We start from the raw sequence: 19,447 nt of genomic DNA, 5'->3' as shown, positions 1-19,447 counted from the left end.
TATTTCATAAAAGGAAAAACGATGACAACAATCCAACGTTTTCACGCCAATGAACGCCTTGCCGAAATGTGCGTTTATAATGGTGTGGCTTATTTGGCGGGACAAGTGCCAGAAAATACACAAGGCAATGCGTATGAGCAAACCAAGGAAGTGCTTGGTTTAATTGATAACTTACTGTCTGAAGCGGGATCAGATAAACGCAAAATCTTAAATGCACAAATTTTCTTGGCCGATATGCAAGATTATGCAGAGATGAACCGCGCTTGGGACGAGTTGGTTGATCGCCACAATCCGCCAAGCCGCGCGACCGTAGAGGCCAAACTTGCCGTGCCTGAGTGGAAAGTGGAGATCGTAATTACCGCTGCGGTGTAGCCAAAGTTAATTCCACCAGTAACGGATTATGATCAGAACTGGTGGTCTGCACCGTACGCGCAGATTTCACGCTAAAACCGCGCACAAATACCCAATCAAGCGGATTATCCAAAAAACGTAGCCTATCATCAGGCTGAAATGATAGGGTTGCCAAACCATAAAGTGCGGTGAGTTTTTTGATTAAATTTATCCGCTCTTTATTCCACGCATTGAAATCGCCCGCCAGAATAATTGGCCCCTGATGCTGTTCAATCAGCTTAAACATCGCTTCTAACTGCTGTTGATAATGGCTTGGATTCAGCTCAAAATTCACCAAATGCAAATTAATTGTCAATAGCGATTGCCCGTTGCTCAAGGGAAACGCCATTGCATTGCCCACTTTAGGAATACGAATCCAAGGCTCAATGGAAGATCCTGCGCAATAATATTGTGGTGCAAAACGGCTCATCAGTTCGACGCCTGATTGGTTGCCCAAATAGGTAAAACTGCTGGTATAAAAGTGACGGTGGAAAAATTCACAAAAAAATTATGGGAAGAATGTTGCTCCACCAACTTTTGCTGACTTGACACTTCTTGCAACAAAAGAAAATCTTGCCCTTGCAACAAGCTCGTTAATTGCTGTTGCCAACCTTGATCTTGCCCTTTGTGCATATTCCACACCAACAGGCGAAAATCCTGCTGCTCAATGGGCTTTACAGACTGCTCTGCATAAAAACAAGCTACGGTATTATCCAAGGCTTTATGCTCATAATGTAACGCATTTTCTGTGCGAAATTGAATTTTCAGCTCAGGGTAAATTTCTAGGCTATACCACAAATAGCCAACGCTCAGTAGAATAAATCCTAGCAAGGCGATAAAAAAGGATTTTAGTTTACTCATTTTGATGTATTTTGAAATTTTGTGCTTTCTAAATAATAGCAGTTTACTTATACTACGCCAATTAATTTGGCTTATTCTCCACTCCCTTCTAACTTACCAAATGGAGCAAAATCAGCCACGTTTCTTAGCAAAATTCTTTATTATTTTGATTAAGGCATTTCAATGAACGTTTATACCTATATTTGCTTTCTCTCAGCCATTTCCATTCTGATCGGCTTTGTTACGCAAAAAATTAACGACAAAATTCAATACACCATCGCCATTACCGCCACCTCAATGGTTGCTTCACTGGTGTTATTGGTAATGGGGCATTTCAATTTATTACACGTTGACTTGCTCGCCAAGGGCGTAATGGAACAGATTGATTTTAAAAGTTTCTTACTCAACGGGATTTTAGGTTTCCTCCTTTTTGCCGGCGCATTGGGGATAAAACTGCCAGTAATGAAAAGCCAAAAATGTGAAATCACCATTCTCGCCTTATTTTCTACCTTCGCTTCTACTTTCCTTATCGGCACAACCTTTTATTTCTTAACTTTAGCCCTTGGCTGGGAAGTGGATTTTATTTATTGTATGCTGTTTGGTGCCTTGATTTCCCCTACCGACCCAATCGCCGTGTTAGCCATCATCAAAAATCTCAAAGCACCGAAAAAACTTTCAATGAAAGTGGAAGGGGAATCCTTATTTAATGACGGTGTGGGATTAGTGATTTTCACCACCATCTTTGCCGTGGCATTCGGCGGCAAACAGCCTACCGTGGCTGATGTGAGCGAACTTTTCCTAATGGAAGCAGGCGGCGGTTTGCTGTTTGGTTTGATACTCGGCTTAGTGGCACATTTCCTGATTTCCGCTACCGATGACGGAAGTTTAGAAATTTTGCTCACGCTCACCATTCCAACTGCAGGCTTTATGGTAGCGAATCTACTCGAAGTTTCAGGCGCATTAGCAATGGTGGTTTCGGGCATTATCATCGGCAACTGGACAAGACACACGGGCTTCTCCAAACAAAGCCAGCATTATTTAGATCATTTTTGGGAGATGATCGACCATTTCCTAAACTCTTTGTTATTCCTACTCATCGGCGCGGCAATGTTGCTGGTAAACTTCACCTATCAAGGGATTATTTTAAGCCTACTCGCCATTCCACTTTGCCTAATCTGCCGTTACATCAGCGTGTGGACACCGTTTAAATTCTTAAGTATGAAGACCACCTATAACCCATACACCTTACGCATTCTCACTTGGGGTGGCTTGCGTGGCGGGCTTTCACTCGCAATGGCGCTTTCCATTCCCGTAGGTAGCCTGTATATCCCCAAAATCGGTATGAACGTACGTGATCTGCTTTTGGTAATGACCTACGCCGTGGTAATGTTCTCCATTCTCGTCCAAGGCACCACCATTGAAACAATGGTACGCAAATCCAAAGAAGCCACCTTGCAAGCAAGAGGATATGTGGGGTTAAAGCCGGAGCATAAGGAAGAAACAGAGGCATAAAAAGGAAGGGCTAACTTAGGTTAGCCCTTTTTATATATTAGAAAAAAACCACCGCACATTTTTGTAGAATTAAGATTTGCGCAAAATTCTGCTTGAAACCACACCGGCGGTCATTGCACCGTTTACGTTTAGGGCGGTGCGTCCCATATCAATCAGCGGTTCAATGGAAATAAGTAAGCCGACTAATGCTAGCGGTAAGCCCATTGTGGAAAGTACGATGATCGCAGCAAAGGTTGCGCCGCCGCCAACACCGGCAATACCAAAGGAAGAAAGAGTTACCACTAAAACGAGAGTCAGCAAAAACTCTAATGACATTGGATCGATCCCCACTGTTGGCGCGACCATTACGGCGAGCATTGCAGGATAAATCCCTGCGCAGCCGTTTTGTCCGATTGTCGCCCCGAAAGACGCAGCAAAATTGGCAATGGCTGAAGGCACGTTCAATTTTGATACTTGGGTTTCAATATTCATTGGAATTGTCGCTGCACTTGAACGTGAGGTGAATGCAAACAGCAAGGTCGGAAAGGCTTGTTGATAATAACGAATTGGATTCACTTTCACCAAAGAAAGTAAAATACCGTGTACCACAAACATTAAGAAAATGGCTAAATAAGATGCCACGATAAAGCCGAGCAAATTAAGAATGTCCGCAAGATTTGAAGTGGCAACCACTTTTGTCATCAACGCCAATACGCCATAAGGGGTAAGACGAATCACCACGCGAACAAGGCTCATCACTAATTTATTCAAACTTTCCCCCCCCTTGCGATAAGCGATCGGCAAGTTCTTCATTATCTTGACGAATACGCAAAATCGCCACGCCTAAAAACGCGGCAAAAATCACCACACTGATAATAGAGGTTGGGTTTGCGCCAGTGAGTTCAGCAAACGGATTTTTCGGAATAAAAGAAAGCAACATTGTCGGCACATTCAAGCCAGCCACTTTTTCTGCTCGACCAAGCACGCGATCTTGCGCGGCAAGCTCACGATCGCCTGCCACTAGCCCCTCGGCAGAAAGATCAAATAAATTTGCCATTGTAATCCCTATCACCGCTGCGATTGCTGTTGTAATGAGCAGAACAGAAAGCACGCTAACACTGATCTTGCCCAACGAACTTGCCCCTTGCAAGCGTGCCACTGCAGAGAGAATCGATACAAAAACCAGCGGCATTACAATCATTTGCAGCAATCTCACATAACCACTACCGACAATGCCAATCCAGTTTAAGGTTTCTTTTATCACAGGGGTATTGCTGTCATAAAGAAAATGCAATGCGCCACCAAATAATACCCCTAAAATTAACGCCAAAAACACGCTATGCGATAGCGTATGATTTCGGTTAAAGTACCATTTCACACCGACTAATAAAGCAATAAATATGACTAAATTAATCGCAATATAGCTCCACATTATTTTTGTCCTACTTTTGTTTTTAATTCCTAAGTTTCCAAATAATACTGGCTTTTTCTTATTTCTTTCAATAAAAATTTTGCTATATCTTATACGGTTTTGATCTAATAAGATCAAAAAAAGTACAGTCTTTTCTACCGCACTTTTTTCTTCTTCAATACGCTATTTAGCGGTATTATGTAGCAGTTGCACAAAGCCAAAAAATCAAACAGTTAATCTCAAAAAGAAAGCCTTTGGCTCAATAAAGCTAAAGGCTTTTTAATTCACAACAAATCTTCCATTACAAGTAGATAGGCGATATTTACTCTTGCGGTAAGGGATAATGTTTTAGATTTGCTTGAAAGTAAGTAATGAGCCATAAGTATTCCTTGTGTGTACAAGGTACTCAAAGCTAAACGCTAGACATAAAAAATCGCCCACCTGAATTTTCAGGTCGGCTCAAAGCGTTTTGCCTTGAATACCGTACTGCCACAAGAAATACGTGGACTTTAATAAATGAGTAGCAAACCCAAAATAGAGCCTTAATAAAAGGGTTCTACGCCTATATGGTTCGCTATGCTTCTTTGAAAGAAACTAGGCTAAATATAAATAAATGGTTCATTGGCAAATTGTAGATGTTCATCAATGATTAATGGCATTAATATAATTTATTCCACATAAATCCCATTAAATTTATCTATAAAATCAGAAGACTTCTCTGTGTAAAATGGTAAGCCAATTAGCCTATAGTAAGGGGTATCTTTTTGGATAATTTTATCCTTACCATACTCTGCCGTGATAGTTTGCAGAAAATTCTCTTTCCATTGGTCTTTTTCTGTTAAATGTGCACCTTTTGGTTCAATGAAAATTTGATAATGCAAACAAGCATTGATATTTTTTAGCGTTGCTCTTGTCTTATCTTTGAGTAATAAAATAAAATCAGGCATAAAACCCTCACCATTATCAAAATTGCTTAATTTTAATACTTCTTCATTTCGTAATAGATGGAAATCGCATTTACTCTCCCAATTTCCCATTCTTTCTTTCACAAATTGAACTAGGCTCGCTTCCAAATCCGTGCCTGCAAAATTATCCACAGCATACCATTCAGGTTTTGCTACTTCAGTTTTAACTGTATCTTTACTGACCCATTTTTCTTTAGGTTGTCCAAAAATTTCCCACAAGGTCTTTGCTGTAAATTCTTTTGTGCCTATAAATGGCGTATCACTTTGTTTTAAATGCTGTTCTGCGGTTTCTAGCACTATCAAACAAGCCTTTAATTTTTCATCAGACGAAATGGTAAGATTGCTGTCCAATCCTAAAAATTCCACTTTCCAATCTTGCATCAAATCCGTTTGCAACTCTCGGCGACTTTTAATGCCTAGTTTTTCTTGCAAGCGGTCAAAATGGAACAAAGAATTGCTATTTTTACCTTTAATATGAATAGCTTTATCAAAAATATGTTGTTCAATCTCGCCAATAGTTAAGGTTTTTGAGTGATTGTTTTCTATACCTAATTGATTCAGTTCATCAGTATTAAACTGTGTTTCTTGTAACAATCCATTACTGTGAACCGTAATGCTTAACGGTTGATTTAATGCCCTTAAACTATCTGCATTATTGGCTTTGGCATTTGGATTCGGCACTTTTTTATTCGACCAAATTAATAGATTTTTAAAACTTTCATTCTGTGCCAGTTCAGGCTTAATTGCAAAACGCACCTTAATTTTATCCGTGTTTTCAGGGATATAGCCATCTTTTCGCAGTTCGGTTTTCAGTTCGGAAATATAGCGAGATTGCTCATCAAAGGTATAATAAAACAGTTCTTCCAAGACTTTTAGTTCGTGTTCTACGCCGTCAAACTTGCGTTTATTTGGCAATTTGTCTTCAAAAGCAAAAGGAAAATACCGAACACCACGTCCGATTAGTTGCTTTTCTGATACTGTTGCGGCTGCTGTTTTACCTACCTTTTTATTTGAACCACCGCCATTTTGCCCTTCATATAATCGAACAATGTCAAACAAATTTAGTACATCCCAACCTTCGGTTAAGCGTTCAACAGTAAAAATTGCTCGAATCGGATTATCTGCCGCTTCTAAATTATTTAAGAGTTTTTCTGTATCCGTATCGGTTTTTTCACTTTTGCTTTTGTTGGTTTGTGAGTTAGTAATAATTACATTATGCGGTTGATAATTTTCCTTTACCCAATTCGCTAAATGCGACATCGTCAAATTATGCTCACGCATAAACTGCAAGACTTGCTCTGTACGAGTTTTACCTTGTTCGTTTTCTGTACCGCCATCACTTAAATTTTGCGTTAATGTCGTTAAAAAATCAAAATCTTGACCATTTGCACTTTCCGTCCATTGCAAAAATGTTTGATAATCCGCCCAAGAATCATCAATGGTTTTACTACGAAATAGCATAACAGGTTTGAAATTAGTAATACCGTATTGAATCGCAATTTGATGGCGATACCAAGCAAATAATAAGGCGTGCAATACTCTTTCTTTTTCGCCAATTTTGATGAAACAAGGTTAATCTGTTTGGTATAACCAGCTTGTAGAAATTCTTTTAACGCAAATTTAGCGATGATTTTGTCGGCATATTTTTTCGCTACGTCATCATTTTCAGGTAAAGTTGCAGTAAATTCTAGTAACACATTTTTGCTTGTATTACCGTTTTTATTGAGTAGCAACTCCAATACCATATGTTCCCAACCTTTACGTTCAATTTCTTCTGAACTTGCTTTACCACTTAATTCCACTTCCCAATCTAGCGTATTTTGTTTGCCTTTTTTGGTTTGAGCATTTAAGTGGTGTGCTTCATCACCTAACATTACGATATTAAGCTTATGCAAATCTGCCAACGTGGTTTGGTTCTCACGCTCTATATGAATGTCGTTATACAATTTTTGAATGGTGGTAAATTTAATTTCAATACCGTCTGAAAATTCGCTAAACGTTTCCACTTTTTTTATTGGAATGACTTTGTCGCCCTGCAAAATCTTTGGTGTAAACAAAAATTTGTGGTGCGATGAGTCCACAAAATTGTTTTCTGTTTTATCTACAATATTATTTTGATTCACAAAAAATAGAAAATGACGATAGCCTTTTTCATAGTAATATAGCATTAAGGCTGCCATCATCATCGTTTTACCTGCACCTGTTGCCATATGAAACAACAAATGCGTTGGCTTATTTTTTAAATCAGGGAAATCGTCTAGCTCTGAAGTGCGGTCAAAAATCAAAAAGTTTTCAAGAGCGGCTTTTTGCCAGTCAAAAAATTAAATTTTAAGTTATTAGACACAAATTCAGGTATTTCCAATAATTCAGGTTTGTATTTTTTAACTGCTTTACGTTCGTTTTCAATCGCATCAAATAAGGTCTTTTCCATTATTGCTCTCCGTAAAACTGCATGGTTAAATTCTTGTCTTCGTTAGATAACACGTCATCAAATTGACTATCTTCCATATCGCTAACATTTACATAAAGTTGGTTTAAATCCAACATTTCTAACATCATCTGTTTTTGTTCATCAAGCGATAAGGCTTGAAACTCCACTTCTTGCATAATATCGGCAAATTCTTTGATGTTTAATGTATATTTTAAAAAATAGCGACTGCAAAGCTCGTTAAACAAAGTTTTTAAGCAGTCAAAATCTTCACAAGCTAAGATTAAATCTTTGGCTTTCTCGTTAAACGCTGCCAGTTCAAAATAAACAAACTCGCCACCGCCTTGCCAGTTTACGGTTTTGGAAATGCCACTTTGTTCACCGCTAATCACTTTATTTAAGCGAGCCACCGCAAACTCTTCAATATAATCCATTTGCTCAATGCCGATATATTGGCGGTTCATTTTATGGGCAACAGCAGCTGTGGTTCCCGTACCTAAATGAAAGTCGAGAACAATATCGCCTTCATTGGTGTGAGCTTCAATAATACGTTGCAATAATTTTTCAGATTTTTGTCCTTTCAATTCGGACGTGCCAAGCATTTTTGAAACACTTTCACCCGAGAAACTGACAATGGCAATACTATTTAAATCATCATATTCATTGGCATTCCAAACATCTTCAATAGCATATCGTTCTGGGCGGTTTTTATAATTGATATCTGTAATGATTTTTTCTGCAATATCATTATTCACACCATATTCAGCAAAAATTGGTTTAACTTTATCTTTGTTAATTAGATTTTTAAATTCACTATTTTGAATATAGGTTTTATTAAATTTTAATTCATCGCTATTTTTAGAATAAAATAAAATGGTGTCGTGATTTCTTACATAGTTATTAATGGCGGTTTTATAGCCAGATACCCAACCAATACGCCAAATAATTTCTCGTTGGAAATTATGTTCGCCAAAAATTTGATCCATTAACACTTTGCAATAATGCACTTCGTTATAATCCAAATTAACGTAAATTGCTCCATCGTCGGCTAATAATTTTTGGGCAATTTCAAGGCGATTTTTCATAAACGTCAGCCAAGTAGAGCGGTTAAATTTGTCGTTATATTTAAAGCCATCATTGCCCGTATTATATGGCGGATCAATATAAATTAACTTCACTTTGCCTTTAAATTGCGTAGCAAGGGAATGTAGGGCGATAAGGTTGTTGCCTTTAATAATTAGATTTTCAGCAAGTGTGCCATCTGAATGGCGTTTAAGTGTACCGACAGGCTGTTTGCCGTTTTGAGTATAGCGAGAGAAATGAGAAAGGGCTTTAGGATCAAGTAAACGATCGATTTCATCGAATGCTAACACTTGATTAAAGAAAATTTCTTGACGTTTCCGACTTTGTTTTTGGTATAATTGAGCTGAGCTGAGCTGAGCTGAGCTGAGCTGAGCTGAGCTGAGCTGAGCTGAGCGTCCTTATTGCGTTCAAAATAAATCTCCGTCCCTTCTTCCGAACTCTGTCCACCGTTTAACACACAATCTTTAAACGGAAAATCCAACACTATATCAGTACTGTCTTTTAAGAAACGACTGCCGTCTGTTAAACCTATGCGGTTCTTGTATCGGGTGTATGAGTGGCTGATTTTGTTTTGTGACAAGAAAAATTGAAAATCAGCTTTCTTAAATACTAACGCCCCAGCGATCTCGGTAAAAAAATGGCGTTTTAAATCTGAGTTACTTAACAGTGCTGCCATTATCTCTACATCGTGCTTTTCCAATTTATCTAGTAGTAAATTAAATGCTAATTCTGTTTTGTCATCATTAGCCCAAATACCGTTGCAAGAATGCAGAGCAGTTTTTAAAGTAGATAGAAGTTTATTTTGGCTCATAATAAAAATTCTCTAAAATTTTTCAGTTGAAATCGCCTTAAACGCTGTTTTCATTGTTTTTTGTACAAGATTAGGCATTAAGCGATAGTGAGTGATTAGTTGATTTTCTTCGGCTGAAAATGATTCTTTTGATATACCTTTCAGTATTTCTCCTTCTCCCAAAATCAACCAATTTAGATCGATATTAAAAGTTTGGCTCATTTTAGAAAGGGCTTCTAAATTAGGTTCTCGCTCACTACGTACATAGTTGTACATTGAGCGATAAGGAATATCACAGCGTTCTGCAAAATCTTTGATTGTAAGCTGATTAAGCTCAATAAGCTGATTTAATCGTTCTGAAATGTTCAAATGAGTAACTCCATATTGACTTTTATTTCTCATTGTGATAAATTTTGATTTGTAAAATTATTCATTTGGGTAATTTTAATACATATTATCAGAAACATCTTTTTAGGTAAAACCATTTATATGGCACAAAGTTTTTTGTTATCTAGCTTTGCAAGAAAATTAAGTCCACTTAAGATAGCTCGCCTATCTGATGCGGAAGCATTTTCTTTATTGCATGAACTACGCTGGAGAAGTGAAAACGAACAAGTTTGCCCTAAATGCGGTGTGCAACATAAAGCCTACTTTATCTCTACACGCAAACAATGGCGTTGCAAGCATTGCAAACACACGTTTAGCATTACATCAGGTACAATTTTTGCGAACCATAAATTGCCCATTCAAACTTACTTATTCGCTATCGCTTTATTTGTGAATGCAGTAAAAGGGATTTCAGCCTGTCATCTCTCTCGTGATTTAAACGTGCAGTACAAAACCGCTTTTACCTTATCACATAAAATCCGTGAAAGCCTGATTGTACAGCGTGAGCTTTTTCCACTTTCAGGCGAAATCCATATTGACGGTACTTACGTGCATTCCGCTCCACGTCCAAAGAATAAGAAAGTAGACCGAGTAGATAGACGCTTAAAAGAAAATGCCAATCCAAATAAACGTGCAGTATTGGTAATACGTGAGCGTTATTCAGAACAGGAAACATCTTCCAATCCGCTGTTAGTTGGTGCAAAGAGAACCATCACGTTTCCTATTTTGTCAGAAAACACAGAAATTGGCTGCTGCATATATTGAACCAAATAGCCGTATTCATACCGATGAAAACAATGCTTATGATGAATTAATCGTGGATTACGACTTACAACGAGTGAACCATCAAAAAGAATATCGTAGCGATGAAGGGATTACCAATAACCTTGCGGAAAGTTACTTTAGTCGCTTTAAACGTATGTATTACGGACAAGTTCATAAAATGAGTAATATCTACCTTGATAACTACGCAAACGAAATAGCGTATCGGGAAGATACTCGCAAACTGGATAATTTAACGATTTTCAACGATATCACCAATAAATGCCTTTCTACATCATCAGAAAACGCTTGGAAAGGCTATTGGCAAGGTCATCACAGACAAGTAGAAAGATTGGTGATGTAATGGCATATACACTTGATAAAAAACTCAAAGAACTTGAATTTGAGCGTAAACAAGTACGAGAACATCTCTCTCTGCTTGATGATAAAATCTATATTTTACGCAAAGCGATTCAGATAATGGAAGAACATCAAGATGTTACCGAATACGATACCTCACAATTCCAATATCGTACTCGCCGCCGCCGTTTTACCACAAATTCAGCTACCTTAATTATCCGTTTACTCAAAACAGAGCCACATCGTTATTGGCGAGTTGAAGAAATTACAAAAGAAATTCTCATTGCAGATAATCAACCCAATACTCCAGTGAACCGCACCTATATTAAGAATGTTCATGCAGCAATGGATAGATTACTCAAAAAAGGCATTGTAGAACGACAGCCAGACAAGGCTCACAATGTGGCTTTATGGCGATTAAAAACCGAGAAATAATGGTTATCACTGTTATTTCTACGTTGCAATCTCTTTTAACCGCCACTGAATTACCTTAACCGAAGATTTCTCTTGCAAAACCTGTCTCTCAACAATGCCTTTCTCTTGTAATCGTCTTAATGCGTGTGAAAAGGCGGTTACAATTGAATGATACTGAGATTTATGCTCTCTTTTCCCTTCAATTTCAAATGCTTTAAACATTATCTCTTTCGCTGACATCCATTGATTTGGGTAATGTTTAAACACTTTTGCAATATAATCGCTAGGGTGATGAGCGTATATTGAAATCGCACTCCCATCACCAATAGATTTAGCTTTCCGCCTTCTTTCCTGCTTGATAGAAAACGGGTCACTCTGTAATGCCACTAATGCTTGTTGTAGAGTTACTTGATGCTCTTTCGCCTTTTCAATACATTGCTCAAAGTGCGAAATTTGTTGCGTAAGTTCTGCGATTTTCTGCCGAATAAGGGTTTCCCCACTCATTCTTGCCATAAAAAAATCCTTATGATGTAAAATAACCACAAGGATTTTAGTCAAATTTAGTTAATTGGTCTTTATGCAACTGCTACATAATACCGCTATTTAGGATAATTGACTCTTTCTACTTTGCCCATTTTTTCTGCGCAATTTATTTCTATTTCCACAAGGGTGGCAGGGTAAAAATTCGCAGGATTTCGACCGCACAATTCGCGCACAATATCGCCCACTAAAGGTAAATGGGAAATAATCAGCAAGCTTTCTACCCCATCTTGTGCCAAAACCGTCAAATAATCTCGCACCAAACCTGCATCGCCATAAGGCGTGATGCCGTCCCAAGTTTCTAACTTCGCTTGCAGTTGATTTTGGAACGCTAAATTGACTTGCTCAAAGGTTTGTTGTGCGCGCAGATAAGGGCTAACCAGCACTTTATCAAGATCGGCATTAATAGAACGCAGCCACTGCCCTTGTTGATAGGATTGCTGTTTACCATTTTCGGTGAGCGGTCTTGCACTGTCTGAAGGGGCGATGGTTTGCGCTTCGCCATGTCGCATTACAAAAATTTTCATATCACTACTCTATTTTTAATGAAAAGCAACGAATTAATGAAGAAGAAAAGAAGCGAAAAACTCGCTTCTTTTACACCGCACTTTTCAATTTATTTAGTTTGCACGCACCGCTTCAGCGATTTCTTCTGCACATTGTTGTGCAAGCGCGCCATCTTCGCATTCTACCATTACACGAATTAACGGTTCGGTGCCTGATTTTCTTAACAAAATACGCCCTTTGCCCGCTAAGCGTTTTTCCACTTCTGCGGCTACGGCTTTCACTTGTTCGCTTTCTAATGGATTGCTGCCACCTGCGAAACGAACATTAATTAACACTTGTGGGAATAATTGCACCGCACTAGCTAATTCATTAAGGGATAAGCGATGTTCTACCATTGCCGCTAACACTGCAAGGGAAGCGATAATGCCGTCCCCTGTGGTATTTTTATCGGCAATAATGATATGCCCTGAGTTTTCACCACCAAGCTGCCAGCCTTTTTCTTGCATTTGCTCTAACACATAACGATCGCCCACATTGGCACGCACAAATGGGATCGCTAATTCTTTTAAGGCAAGTTCAAGACGCATATTACTCATTAATGTGCCAACCACGCCGCCTTTTAGTTTGCCGGCACGCAAGGCTTCACGGGCGATGATAAATAAAGCTTGGTCGCCGTCCACTTTATTACCAAGGTGATCCACTAAGATTAAGCGGTCGCCATCGCCGTCATAAGCTAAACCAATATCAGCTTTGGTTTCTAACACTTTGTCTTGTAAGGCTTTAATGTCGGTCGCGCCGCATTTTTCATTGATATTCATTCCATTTGGCTGCGTGCCAATTTCGATCACTTCTGCGCCTAATTCACGCATTACATTCGGGGCAATATGGTAGGTTGCGCCGTTCGCACAGTCCACCACAATTTTGTAATTTTCTAGGCTTAAATGAGCTGGGAAGGTGCTTTTACAAAATTCAATGTAACGCCCTGCCGCATCGTTAATACGGCTAGCTCGCCCAAGTTGTGCGGATTCCACACAATCCATTGGTTGTTCTAACATTGCCTCAATGGCTTCTTCCACATCATCAGGCAATTTTGTACCTTGCGTGGAGAAAAATTTGATCCCATTATCATAATAAGGGTTATGGGAAGCGGAAATCACAATGCCTGCTTCTGCACGGAAAGTGCGGGTTAAATAGGCAATAGCAGGGGTTGGCATTGGCCCAGTAAAGGCGGCTGAAAGCCCTGCTGCGGCTAAACCTGCTTCAAGGGCAGATTCCAACATATAGCCCGAAATGCGGGTATCTTTACCAATTAATACGGTGCCATAACCCTGTGTTGCTAGCACTTTTCCTGCTGCCCAACCAAGTTTAAGGACGAAATCAGGGGTAATTGGTGAAGTTCCTACTTTTCCACGCACACCATCAGTGCCGAAATATTTGCGTTCTGCCATTTGTATTCCTTTTTATGTTTTATGGTTAAAAATCATTACGTTGATTGACGTTATTATGCCATTTGCGTGGTTTGCCAAATTTTTAATGCGTCTGCGGTGGGTGCAACATCGTGTACGCGCACAATTTTCGCACCATTGTTCACGGCAATTAATGCGGCGGCAACACTGCCCACAATACGTTCATCAACAGGTTTATCTAACACCGCGCCAATCATTGATTTACGCGAAATACCTGCCAATACAGGATAATCTTGGGTAAATTTTGCTAGTTGTTGCAATAATTGATAATTATGTTGCACGGTTTTGCCAAAGCCAAAGCCCAGATCCCAAATAATGTTTTCCTTTTTCATTCCCGCTGCTAAACAAAGTGCGGTGCGATTTTCGAGAAAATTTAGCACCTCTTGCACCACATTTTCATAGTGGGGATTTTGTTGCATTGTGCGCGGCTGCCCTTGCATATGCATTATGCAGGTGGGCAAGGCTAACTGCACGGCGGTTTGTAGCGCATTGGGTTCAGTTAAAGCACGAATATCATTAATGAAATCCATTCCAACTTTGGCACTTTCCGCCATTACTTGCGCCTTAGAAGTATCCACGGAAATCCAACAATCGAAGCGTTTTCTCACGGCTTCCACCATTGGCACAACGCGATCTAATTCTTGTTCAAGGCTAACTTCTTCTGCCATTGGGCGTGTGGATTCACCGCCAATATCGATAATGGCAGCCCCTTCGTTAAGCATTTTTTCCACTTGAAATAAGGCTTTATCACGGTCAAAAAACAAACCGCTATCAGAAAAAGAATCTGGCGTGAAATTTAAAATCCCCATAATTTGGGGTTGAGCTAGGGAAAGGGTTTTATTATTGGCTTGTAACTTCATAATCTTTTGTTTTGCATCAAAGTGCGGTCAATTATAGCGAAATATTTGTGCAAACAAAATATAAACATTTTGTCGCGCTGAAATCATAATTCACTTATACTGACGAGCAAATAACCAAGAGGAAATCAAAATGAACAAAACAGTTTTAGCTTTAAGTTTTAGTGCGATTTTTTTACTGTCTGCTTGTGATGATAAACAAGTGGCTGAATTACAACAAAAATTGCAACAAGCTGAAAAAATGCAACAGAGCCAACAGCAAGAAATTAACCAATTACAAAATGAGCTGAATGCACAGAAATCCTTATTCCCTGCATTGCAAGTGGAAATTTCTCCGCTCTTCCAAAAAGAAGAAACATTAACCCTAAAAAACACTGACAGCACCGCAACCGTCAAGGTTTCAGTAAGTATGCCTGAAACCCATATTGAATGGCTTGACGAATTGCTTCGCCAATATTGGGGGCGATACATTCAATATGAAAAAGGGAATGAAGAACCAAAGCTCACCGCTATCACTCAAGATCAACTGAAAAAATCCCTTGAACAAATTTATCAAGAATATCGTGAGGAAATTTTAACCGAGGGTACAATTGGAAAAGATTTTTCTATTTCGCCCTACTATTTAGGACAACGCCAAAACTGGCTTGGATTCAGAGTGAGTATCTATAACTATGGCGGTGGTGCTCACGGATTTAATATGAGCCATTATCTTAATGTTGATGTACAGCAAAAGAGCCTGATTACCCTTGAAAAATTAGTTGCACAAGAAAACCAAGCCGCACTACTTGATGCCTTATGGAAAATTTACACTCAAGATCTCGCCAAAGGGGAAGAACCTTTTACCTCTCGCGATCTGTTCTATATTTCACCTGAGTTTTATTTTGATCAAGAAGGCGTTCATTTTGTCTATCCACCTTATGCCCTTAATTCTTATGCTGAAGGAGAAAGAACGTTGGATTTATATTGGGGGCAAACAGAAATTGATCTACTCAATCCTGAATATGTGAAACCTTGGCTTAAATAAAATAGGAAATAAAAAAAGTGCCTCATTAGAGGCACACTCGGAAAGCAAAATATGACCATCAGGCTATTAAAATAGCACTTGTTATGGCATAAATAATACGCAAGTCATTTTCAATAAGCAAAGAGTAATATTCAAATTTGTGAAGTAATTCACGGTTTTACCCAATAAAAAATTAATCTAAAAAAAACCGCACTTATATAAGTGCGGTGTAAATTTCATTAATTTTCTTCTTTATGACGCGCTGCAACTTCAGCTAATAAAGTTTGTAATTCACCTTGTTGATACATTTCTAAAATAATATCACAACCGCCAATTAGCTCACCCTCTACCCATAATTGTGGGAAGGTTGGCCAGTTTGCATAAGCGGGTAGCTCTGCACGAATATCAGGATTTTGCAAAATATCCACATAGCCAAAAGGCACTTTACAATTCATTAGGGCTTCTACCGCTCTTGCAGAGAACCCGCAAGAAGGGAATTTCGGTGAGCCTTTCATATAAATAAGAATAGGGTTTTCAGCAATTTGTTTTTTAATACGTTCTAAGGTTTCCATAATTATCCTCGTTTTGAATTAAGTGGGCTGATTGTAGCATAAGGGGCTTGAGATACCAATAACCCGAGTATAATAATCAGGTATTACCAACTCCCGCCAGCACCACCGCCACCGAAGCCACCGCCGCCAAAGCCTCCGCCAGAACCGCCACCAAAACCACCAAAGCCGCCGCCAGAGCCAAAGCCTCCACCAAATCCACCACTACGGCGTCTGCGGACAGGGGGTTGCGGAAAATTTGTCCATTGTGATTATTAGTAGGGCTGATATAAGGCGTTCTACGCCAACTTAGTTCGCCAAACAGTACAAATAAGACAAAAATACTGATCATTATGATTGGAATATATTGTGTCCAATCATCATCTTCTGTTTGCGCAGCGTCATATTCCCCTTTGCTTGCGGCAATGATGTAATCCAATCCGCGATCAATGCCTAGCATATAATGCCCTTGTTTAAAGGCTGGCGTAATCACATTGCGTATCACTCGAGAAAGAAAAGCATCAGGCAGCGCACCTTCAAGTCCTTGTCCTGTGGCAATAAAAATCTTGCGATCATTTATAGCGATCAGCATTAATACGCCATTATTAAGCTGTTTACGCCCAATTCCCCATTTATCACCCAACTCAAAGCTATATTGTGCAATATCATAATTCCCTGTGGTTGGAATTAATACCACCGCAATTTGCGAACTGGTTTCTTTAGAATAAGCAATGAGCTTATTTTCCAAAAGCTGTTTTTCCGATGGAGTGAGCGTTTTGGTATAGTCATTCACATAATGAAAAGGATTAGGCGGTGGTGGGAAATTGACCGCGCTTGCACTTAAACTCAAAAAACAAGCAAAAAACGACCGCACCATTAGCTTAATCATTAATAATCACCTCATTATCAAGCTCATTACGATCATTTGGCTGAATAGGAAAATATTGCGCCAAAACTTGAGCAATATTATCAATAATATTGACAACGCCTTCAGTATAAACCTTTTGGCTAAAATGATTTGTCATTTCAGTGCATTGCGCTTGCCAAAAGTTTTCCCCGACATACTGATGAATACCTTCATCACCAATTATGGCACATTGGTGATCCTTATAGGCAATGTAGATCAACACGCCATTACGCGCCTCTGTGGCTGTCATTTCTAACTTCTGGAAAACAGATAAAGCTTGTTCAAGGACTGAGTTTGATGCCTTTGGAATGTGGCGTTCAATATAAACGCGCAACTCTGCCGAAGTTTGTTGTTCGAGGCGAACGATTGCCGCCTCGATTTGCTTTTATCAAAAGGGATTCTTGAAAATAGCGCCATAATAGACTGCTCTTAGTTAAAACTTACAACAGGCGCGTTTTCAGATCCTACTGCAGATTTGAAGTAAGGTTTTTCTTTGAAACCAAAAATCATCGCCGCTAATTTCGTTGGGAACTGGCGAATTTTTTGGTTATATTCACGCGCCGCTTCATTAAATTTATCACGCGCCACATTAATGCGATTTTCCGTGCCTTCTAATTGTGCTTGTAAATTCATAAAGCCTTCGTGCGCTTTAAGATCTGGATATTTTTCTACAGTAACTAACAGGCGAGATAAGGCAGAGCCCACAGAATTTTGTTGTTGTTGGAATTGTGCAAGCTGTTCTTCTGTCATATTGCTTGGATCAATTTTTGTTTGGCTCGCTTTTGCACGGGCTTCCATTACACCTGTTAAAGTTTCTTTTTCAAAATTAGCCTGACCTTTTACGGTATTCACGATGTTTGGAATGAGATCTGCACGGCGTTGGTATTGCGATTCAACATTTGCCCATACGGAATCAATTTTTTCTTCCGCTTGCACTAAACCATTGTAGCTTGTCATTAGTGTGAAACCTGCGATCACAGCCACGATTAGCACAATAATCCACTTTTTCATTTTCTTTTCCTTAACGATAAAATGACGAGATAACAAAAGACCTAAACTTTCGTTTAGGTCTTTTTTCATAAACTTATCAAAGTATTAACGAAAAATTATTCGTTACCTTTAACAGCGATTTCTACACGACGGTCATCAGCTAAACAAGCGATTAATGCTTTACGACCTTTAACTGCGTCACATTTAGTGCCAGTTACTGGGTTAGCTTCACCGTAACCTGTTGCAGAGATAGCGTTTTGAGAAACACCTTTAGATACTAAGTAGTTTGCTACAGTATCTGCACGACGTTGAGATAATTTTAAGTTAGATGCTTCTGAACCGATACGGTCAGTGTAACCCGCTACTGCAACGTTTGCAGATTTTAATTGCGCGATTTCACCGTAGATACCGTCTAATACGCTTTGCGCTTCTGGACGTAAATTTGCTTTACCGAAAGCGAAAGTTACATCAGAGCTTAATGCGAAAGTTTTAGAAACAACTTTAGGCGCTACAACTGGTGCACCTTGACCGAAACGGTAAGATAAACCTGCGCTTACAGAACCGATGTTTGGTGTGTAATCTACACGTTTACCGTTTTGCTCTAAACGACCAACACCGTTAACCCATTGATATTCAACGCGTAATGCTAACTCTGGTAATGATGGAAGGTTATATTCTAAACCACCAGCAAATACTGGAGATACTTTTAAGCTGTGCGCATCTTCACCAAGAAGAGTGGTTGCACCTTTCTTATTTTTGTAATCAGAACGGATTAATGCCGCGCCTACACGACCATAAACATCTAAACCTTCTAATACTGGGTAGCTTGCTTTTAAGCTTAAGTGTGCACCGTGGTTAGTATGTTTAGCAACTGTTTTACCAGCTTTACGAAGTTTAGCACGACCAAAGTCATCGTAACCTAACTCAACAGCGAAGTTATCAGTAATTTGGTAACCACCGAATACACCATAAGTTACAGAATTACGTAAAACACCGTAGGTAGCATTGTTATCTAAACGGCCATAACCATCGTGGAAAGATGCCCAACCCGCTTTTGCACCAGCATAGAAAGTGCCTGCTTGTGGAGCTGCTTGTACTGATGCTGCTGCTAAACCAGCGATAGCTAATGCGATTGCAGTTTTTTTCATTTGGATGATCCTCTATTATTTAGTCATCATTAAATTAAAAATAAACGTTGATTTAGTTATTAAAACTAAAAAAAAACCTAAAACACCGTCTAAGTGTGTTTTCTGATCTTAAACGCTTTTTATAAAAAAACAAAAACTTTTTTATAAAATTAATGTCAGT

17 protein-coding genes and 4 pseudogenes are annotated in these 19,447 nt (G+C 39.1%); 5 read left to right on the top strand and 16 right to left on the bottom strand.

Annotated features, from left to right (window positions below; translation table 11 throughout):
* Positions 1 to 21 precede the first annotated feature (21 nt).
* Positions 22 to 372 (top strand): RidA family protein, encoded by a 351-nt coding sequence (locus C3Z13_RS03395; protein WP_103854997.1) that lies wholly within the window; start codon positions 22 to 24, stop codon positions 370 to 372.
* Here C3Z13_RS03395 and C3Z13_RS12130 read toward each other — a convergent pair.
* Positions 356 to 820 (bottom strand): endonuclease/exonuclease/phosphatase family protein, encoded by a 465-nt coding sequence (locus tag C3Z13_RS12130; protein ID WP_245872526.1) that lies wholly within the window; start codon positions 818 to 820, stop codon positions 356 to 358. The genes C3Z13_RS03395 and C3Z13_RS12130 overlap by 17 nt on opposite strands.
* Positions 820 to 1,251 carry an exonuclease/endonuclease/phosphatase family protein gene (locus C3Z13_RS12125; RefSeq protein WP_245872525.1) on the bottom strand — a complete coding sequence of 144 codons (432 nt, stop codon included), beginning with the start codon at positions 1,249 to 1,251 and terminating at the stop codon, positions 820 to 822. Before C3Z13_RS12125 ends, C3Z13_RS12130 begins: the two co-directional genes overlap by 1 nt.
* A 162-nt stretch (positions 1,252 to 1,413) precedes the next feature.
* On the opposite strand from C3Z13_RS12125, the gene C3Z13_RS03385 reads away from it, so the two are divergent.
* Positions 1,414 to 2,742, top strand: a complete 1,329-nt coding sequence (locus tag C3Z13_RS03385; protein ID WP_103854996.1) for a cation:proton antiporter — start codon at positions 1,414 to 1,416, stop codon at positions 2,740 to 2,742.
* Positions 2,743 to 2,811: 69 nt separating this feature from the next.
* Here C3Z13_RS03385 and C3Z13_RS03380 read toward each other — a convergent pair.
* The 5 genes and pseudogenes from C3Z13_RS03380 to C3Z13_RS03360 all read right to left on the bottom strand — a co-directional run bounded on the left by C3Z13_RS03380 (position 2,812) and on the right by C3Z13_RS03360 (position 9,767).
* Positions 2,812 to 4,153 (bottom strand): annotated as a pseudogene (locus C3Z13_RS03380) (L-cystine transporter).
* Positions 4,154 to 4,800: 647 nt separating this feature from the next.
* Positions 4,801 to 7,528 (bottom strand): annotated as a pseudogene (locus C3Z13_RS03375) (DEAD/DEAH box helicase family protein).
* Positions 7,528 to 8,898: a site-specific DNA-methyltransferase gene (locus C3Z13_RS03370; protein ID WP_342750341.1), complete on the bottom strand. Its 1,371-nt coding sequence runs from the start codon at positions 8,896 to 8,898 to the stop codon at positions 7,528 to 7,530. Before C3Z13_RS03370 ends, C3Z13_RS03375 begins: the two are co-directional and overlap by 1 nt.
* Positions 8,892 to 9,419, bottom strand: a complete 528-nt coding sequence (locus C3Z13_RS12855; RefSeq protein ID WP_103854995.1) for a site-specific DNA-methyltransferase — start codon at positions 9,417 to 9,419, stop codon at positions 8,892 to 8,894. The genes C3Z13_RS03370 and C3Z13_RS12855 overlap by 7 nt, the downstream gene beginning before the upstream one ends.
* A gap of 12 nt (positions 9,420 to 9,431) precedes the next feature.
* The gene (locus C3Z13_RS03360) at positions 9,432 to 9,767 is read right to left on the bottom strand and encodes a helix-turn-helix domain-containing protein (RefSeq protein ID WP_103854994.1); all 336 of its coding nucleotides are present in this window, start codon (positions 9,765 to 9,767) and stop codon (positions 9,432 to 9,434) included.
* Positions 9,768 to 9,887: 120 nt separating this feature from the next.
* Between C3Z13_RS03360 and C3Z13_RS03355 the strand changes: the two are divergent.
* Both C3Z13_RS03355 and C3Z13_RS03350 read left to right on the top strand, forming a co-directional pair.
* Positions 9,888 to 10,911: pseudogene (locus tag C3Z13_RS03355) on the top strand (IS1595 family transposase).
* The gene (locus C3Z13_RS03350) at positions 10,911 to 11,342 is read left to right on the top strand and encodes a hypothetical protein (RefSeq protein WP_103854993.1); all 432 of its coding nucleotides are present in this window, start codon (positions 10,911 to 10,913) and stop codon (positions 11,340 to 11,342) included. The pseudogene C3Z13_RS03355 and the gene C3Z13_RS03350 overlap by 1 nt, the downstream one beginning before the upstream one ends.
* An 18-nt stretch (positions 11,343 to 11,360) precedes the next feature.
* On the opposite strand, the gene C3Z13_RS12120 is transcribed toward C3Z13_RS03350, so the two are convergent.
* The 4 genes from C3Z13_RS12120 to folP form a co-directional block, all read right to left on the bottom strand.
* Complete coding sequence (locus C3Z13_RS12120) at positions 11,361 to 11,834, bottom strand: hypothetical protein (protein WP_245872524.1); 474 nt, start codon at positions 11,832 to 11,834, stop codon at positions 11,361 to 11,363.
* A gap of 86 nt (positions 11,835 to 11,920) precedes the next feature.
* Positions 11,921 to 12,388: a phosphohistidine phosphatase SixA gene (gene sixA / locus C3Z13_RS03340; RefSeq protein ID WP_103854992.1), complete on the bottom strand. Its 468-nt coding sequence runs from the start codon at positions 12,386 to 12,388 to the stop codon at positions 11,921 to 11,923.
* Between the two features lie 93 nt (positions 12,389 to 12,481).
* Positions 12,482 to 13,816 (bottom strand): phosphoglucosamine mutase, encoded by a 1,335-nt coding sequence (gene glmM / locus C3Z13_RS03335; RefSeq protein ID WP_103854991.1) that lies wholly within the window; start codon positions 13,814 to 13,816, stop codon positions 12,482 to 12,484.
* Between the two features lie 53 nt (positions 13,817 to 13,869).
* Positions 13,870 to 14,694, bottom strand: a complete 825-nt coding sequence (folP, locus tag C3Z13_RS03330; protein WP_103854990.1) for a dihydropteroate synthase — start codon at positions 14,692 to 14,694, stop codon at positions 13,870 to 13,872.
* 130 nt (positions 14,695 to 14,824) lie between these two features.
* Between folP and C3Z13_RS03325 the strand changes: the two genes are divergently transcribed.
* The gene (locus C3Z13_RS03325) at positions 14,825 to 15,715 is read left to right on the top strand and encodes a DUF3298 and DUF4163 domain-containing protein (protein ID WP_103854989.1); all 891 of its coding nucleotides are present in this window, start codon (positions 14,825 to 14,827) and stop codon (positions 15,713 to 15,715) included.
* 218 nt (positions 15,716 to 15,933) lie between these two features.
* Here the strand turns inward: C3Z13_RS03325 and grxD are convergent, their stop codons facing one another.
* The 5 genes and pseudogenes from grxD to ompA all read right to left on the bottom strand — a co-directional run bounded on the left by grxD (position 15,934) and on the right by ompA (position 19,287).
* Entirely contained in the window at positions 15,934 to 16,266 is a 333-nt protein-coding gene (grxD, locus tag C3Z13_RS03320) for a Grx4 family monothiol glutaredoxin (RefSeq protein WP_103853017.1), read from the bottom strand.
* Between the two features lie 76 nt (positions 16,267 to 16,342).
* On the bottom strand, positions 16,343 to 17,131 hold the full coding sequence (locus tag C3Z13_RS03315; RefSeq protein ID WP_342750340.1) for a TPM domain-containing protein: 789 nt from the start codon (positions 17,129 to 17,131) through the stop codon (positions 16,343 to 16,345).
* Positions 17,124 to 17,566: pseudogene (locus C3Z13_RS03310) on the bottom strand (TPM domain-containing protein). Before C3Z13_RS03310 ends, C3Z13_RS03315 begins: the two are co-directional and overlap by 8 nt.
* A gap of 12 nt (positions 17,567 to 17,578) precedes the next feature.
* Positions 17,579 to 18,160, bottom strand: coding sequence for a LemA family protein (locus C3Z13_RS03305; RefSeq protein ID WP_103853020.1), 582 nt, complete (start codon positions 18,158 to 18,160; stop codon positions 17,579 to 17,581).
* Between the two features lie 95 nt (positions 18,161 to 18,255).
* Complete coding sequence (gene ompA / locus C3Z13_RS03300) at positions 18,256 to 19,287, bottom strand: porin OmpA (RefSeq protein ID WP_103854988.1); 1,032 nt, start codon at positions 19,285 to 19,287, stop codon at positions 18,256 to 18,258.
* Between the last annotated feature and the right edge of the window lie 160 nt (positions 19,288 to 19,447).

Source organism: Avibacterium endocarditidis, assembly GCF_002921145.1.
GTDB classification, from domain to species: domain Bacteria; phylum Pseudomonadota; class Gammaproteobacteria; order Enterobacterales; family Pasteurellaceae; genus Avibacterium; species Avibacterium endocarditidis.
Note: the sequence above shows the minus strand (reverse complement) of the source record. Positions and strands in the feature narration are given on the sequence as shown.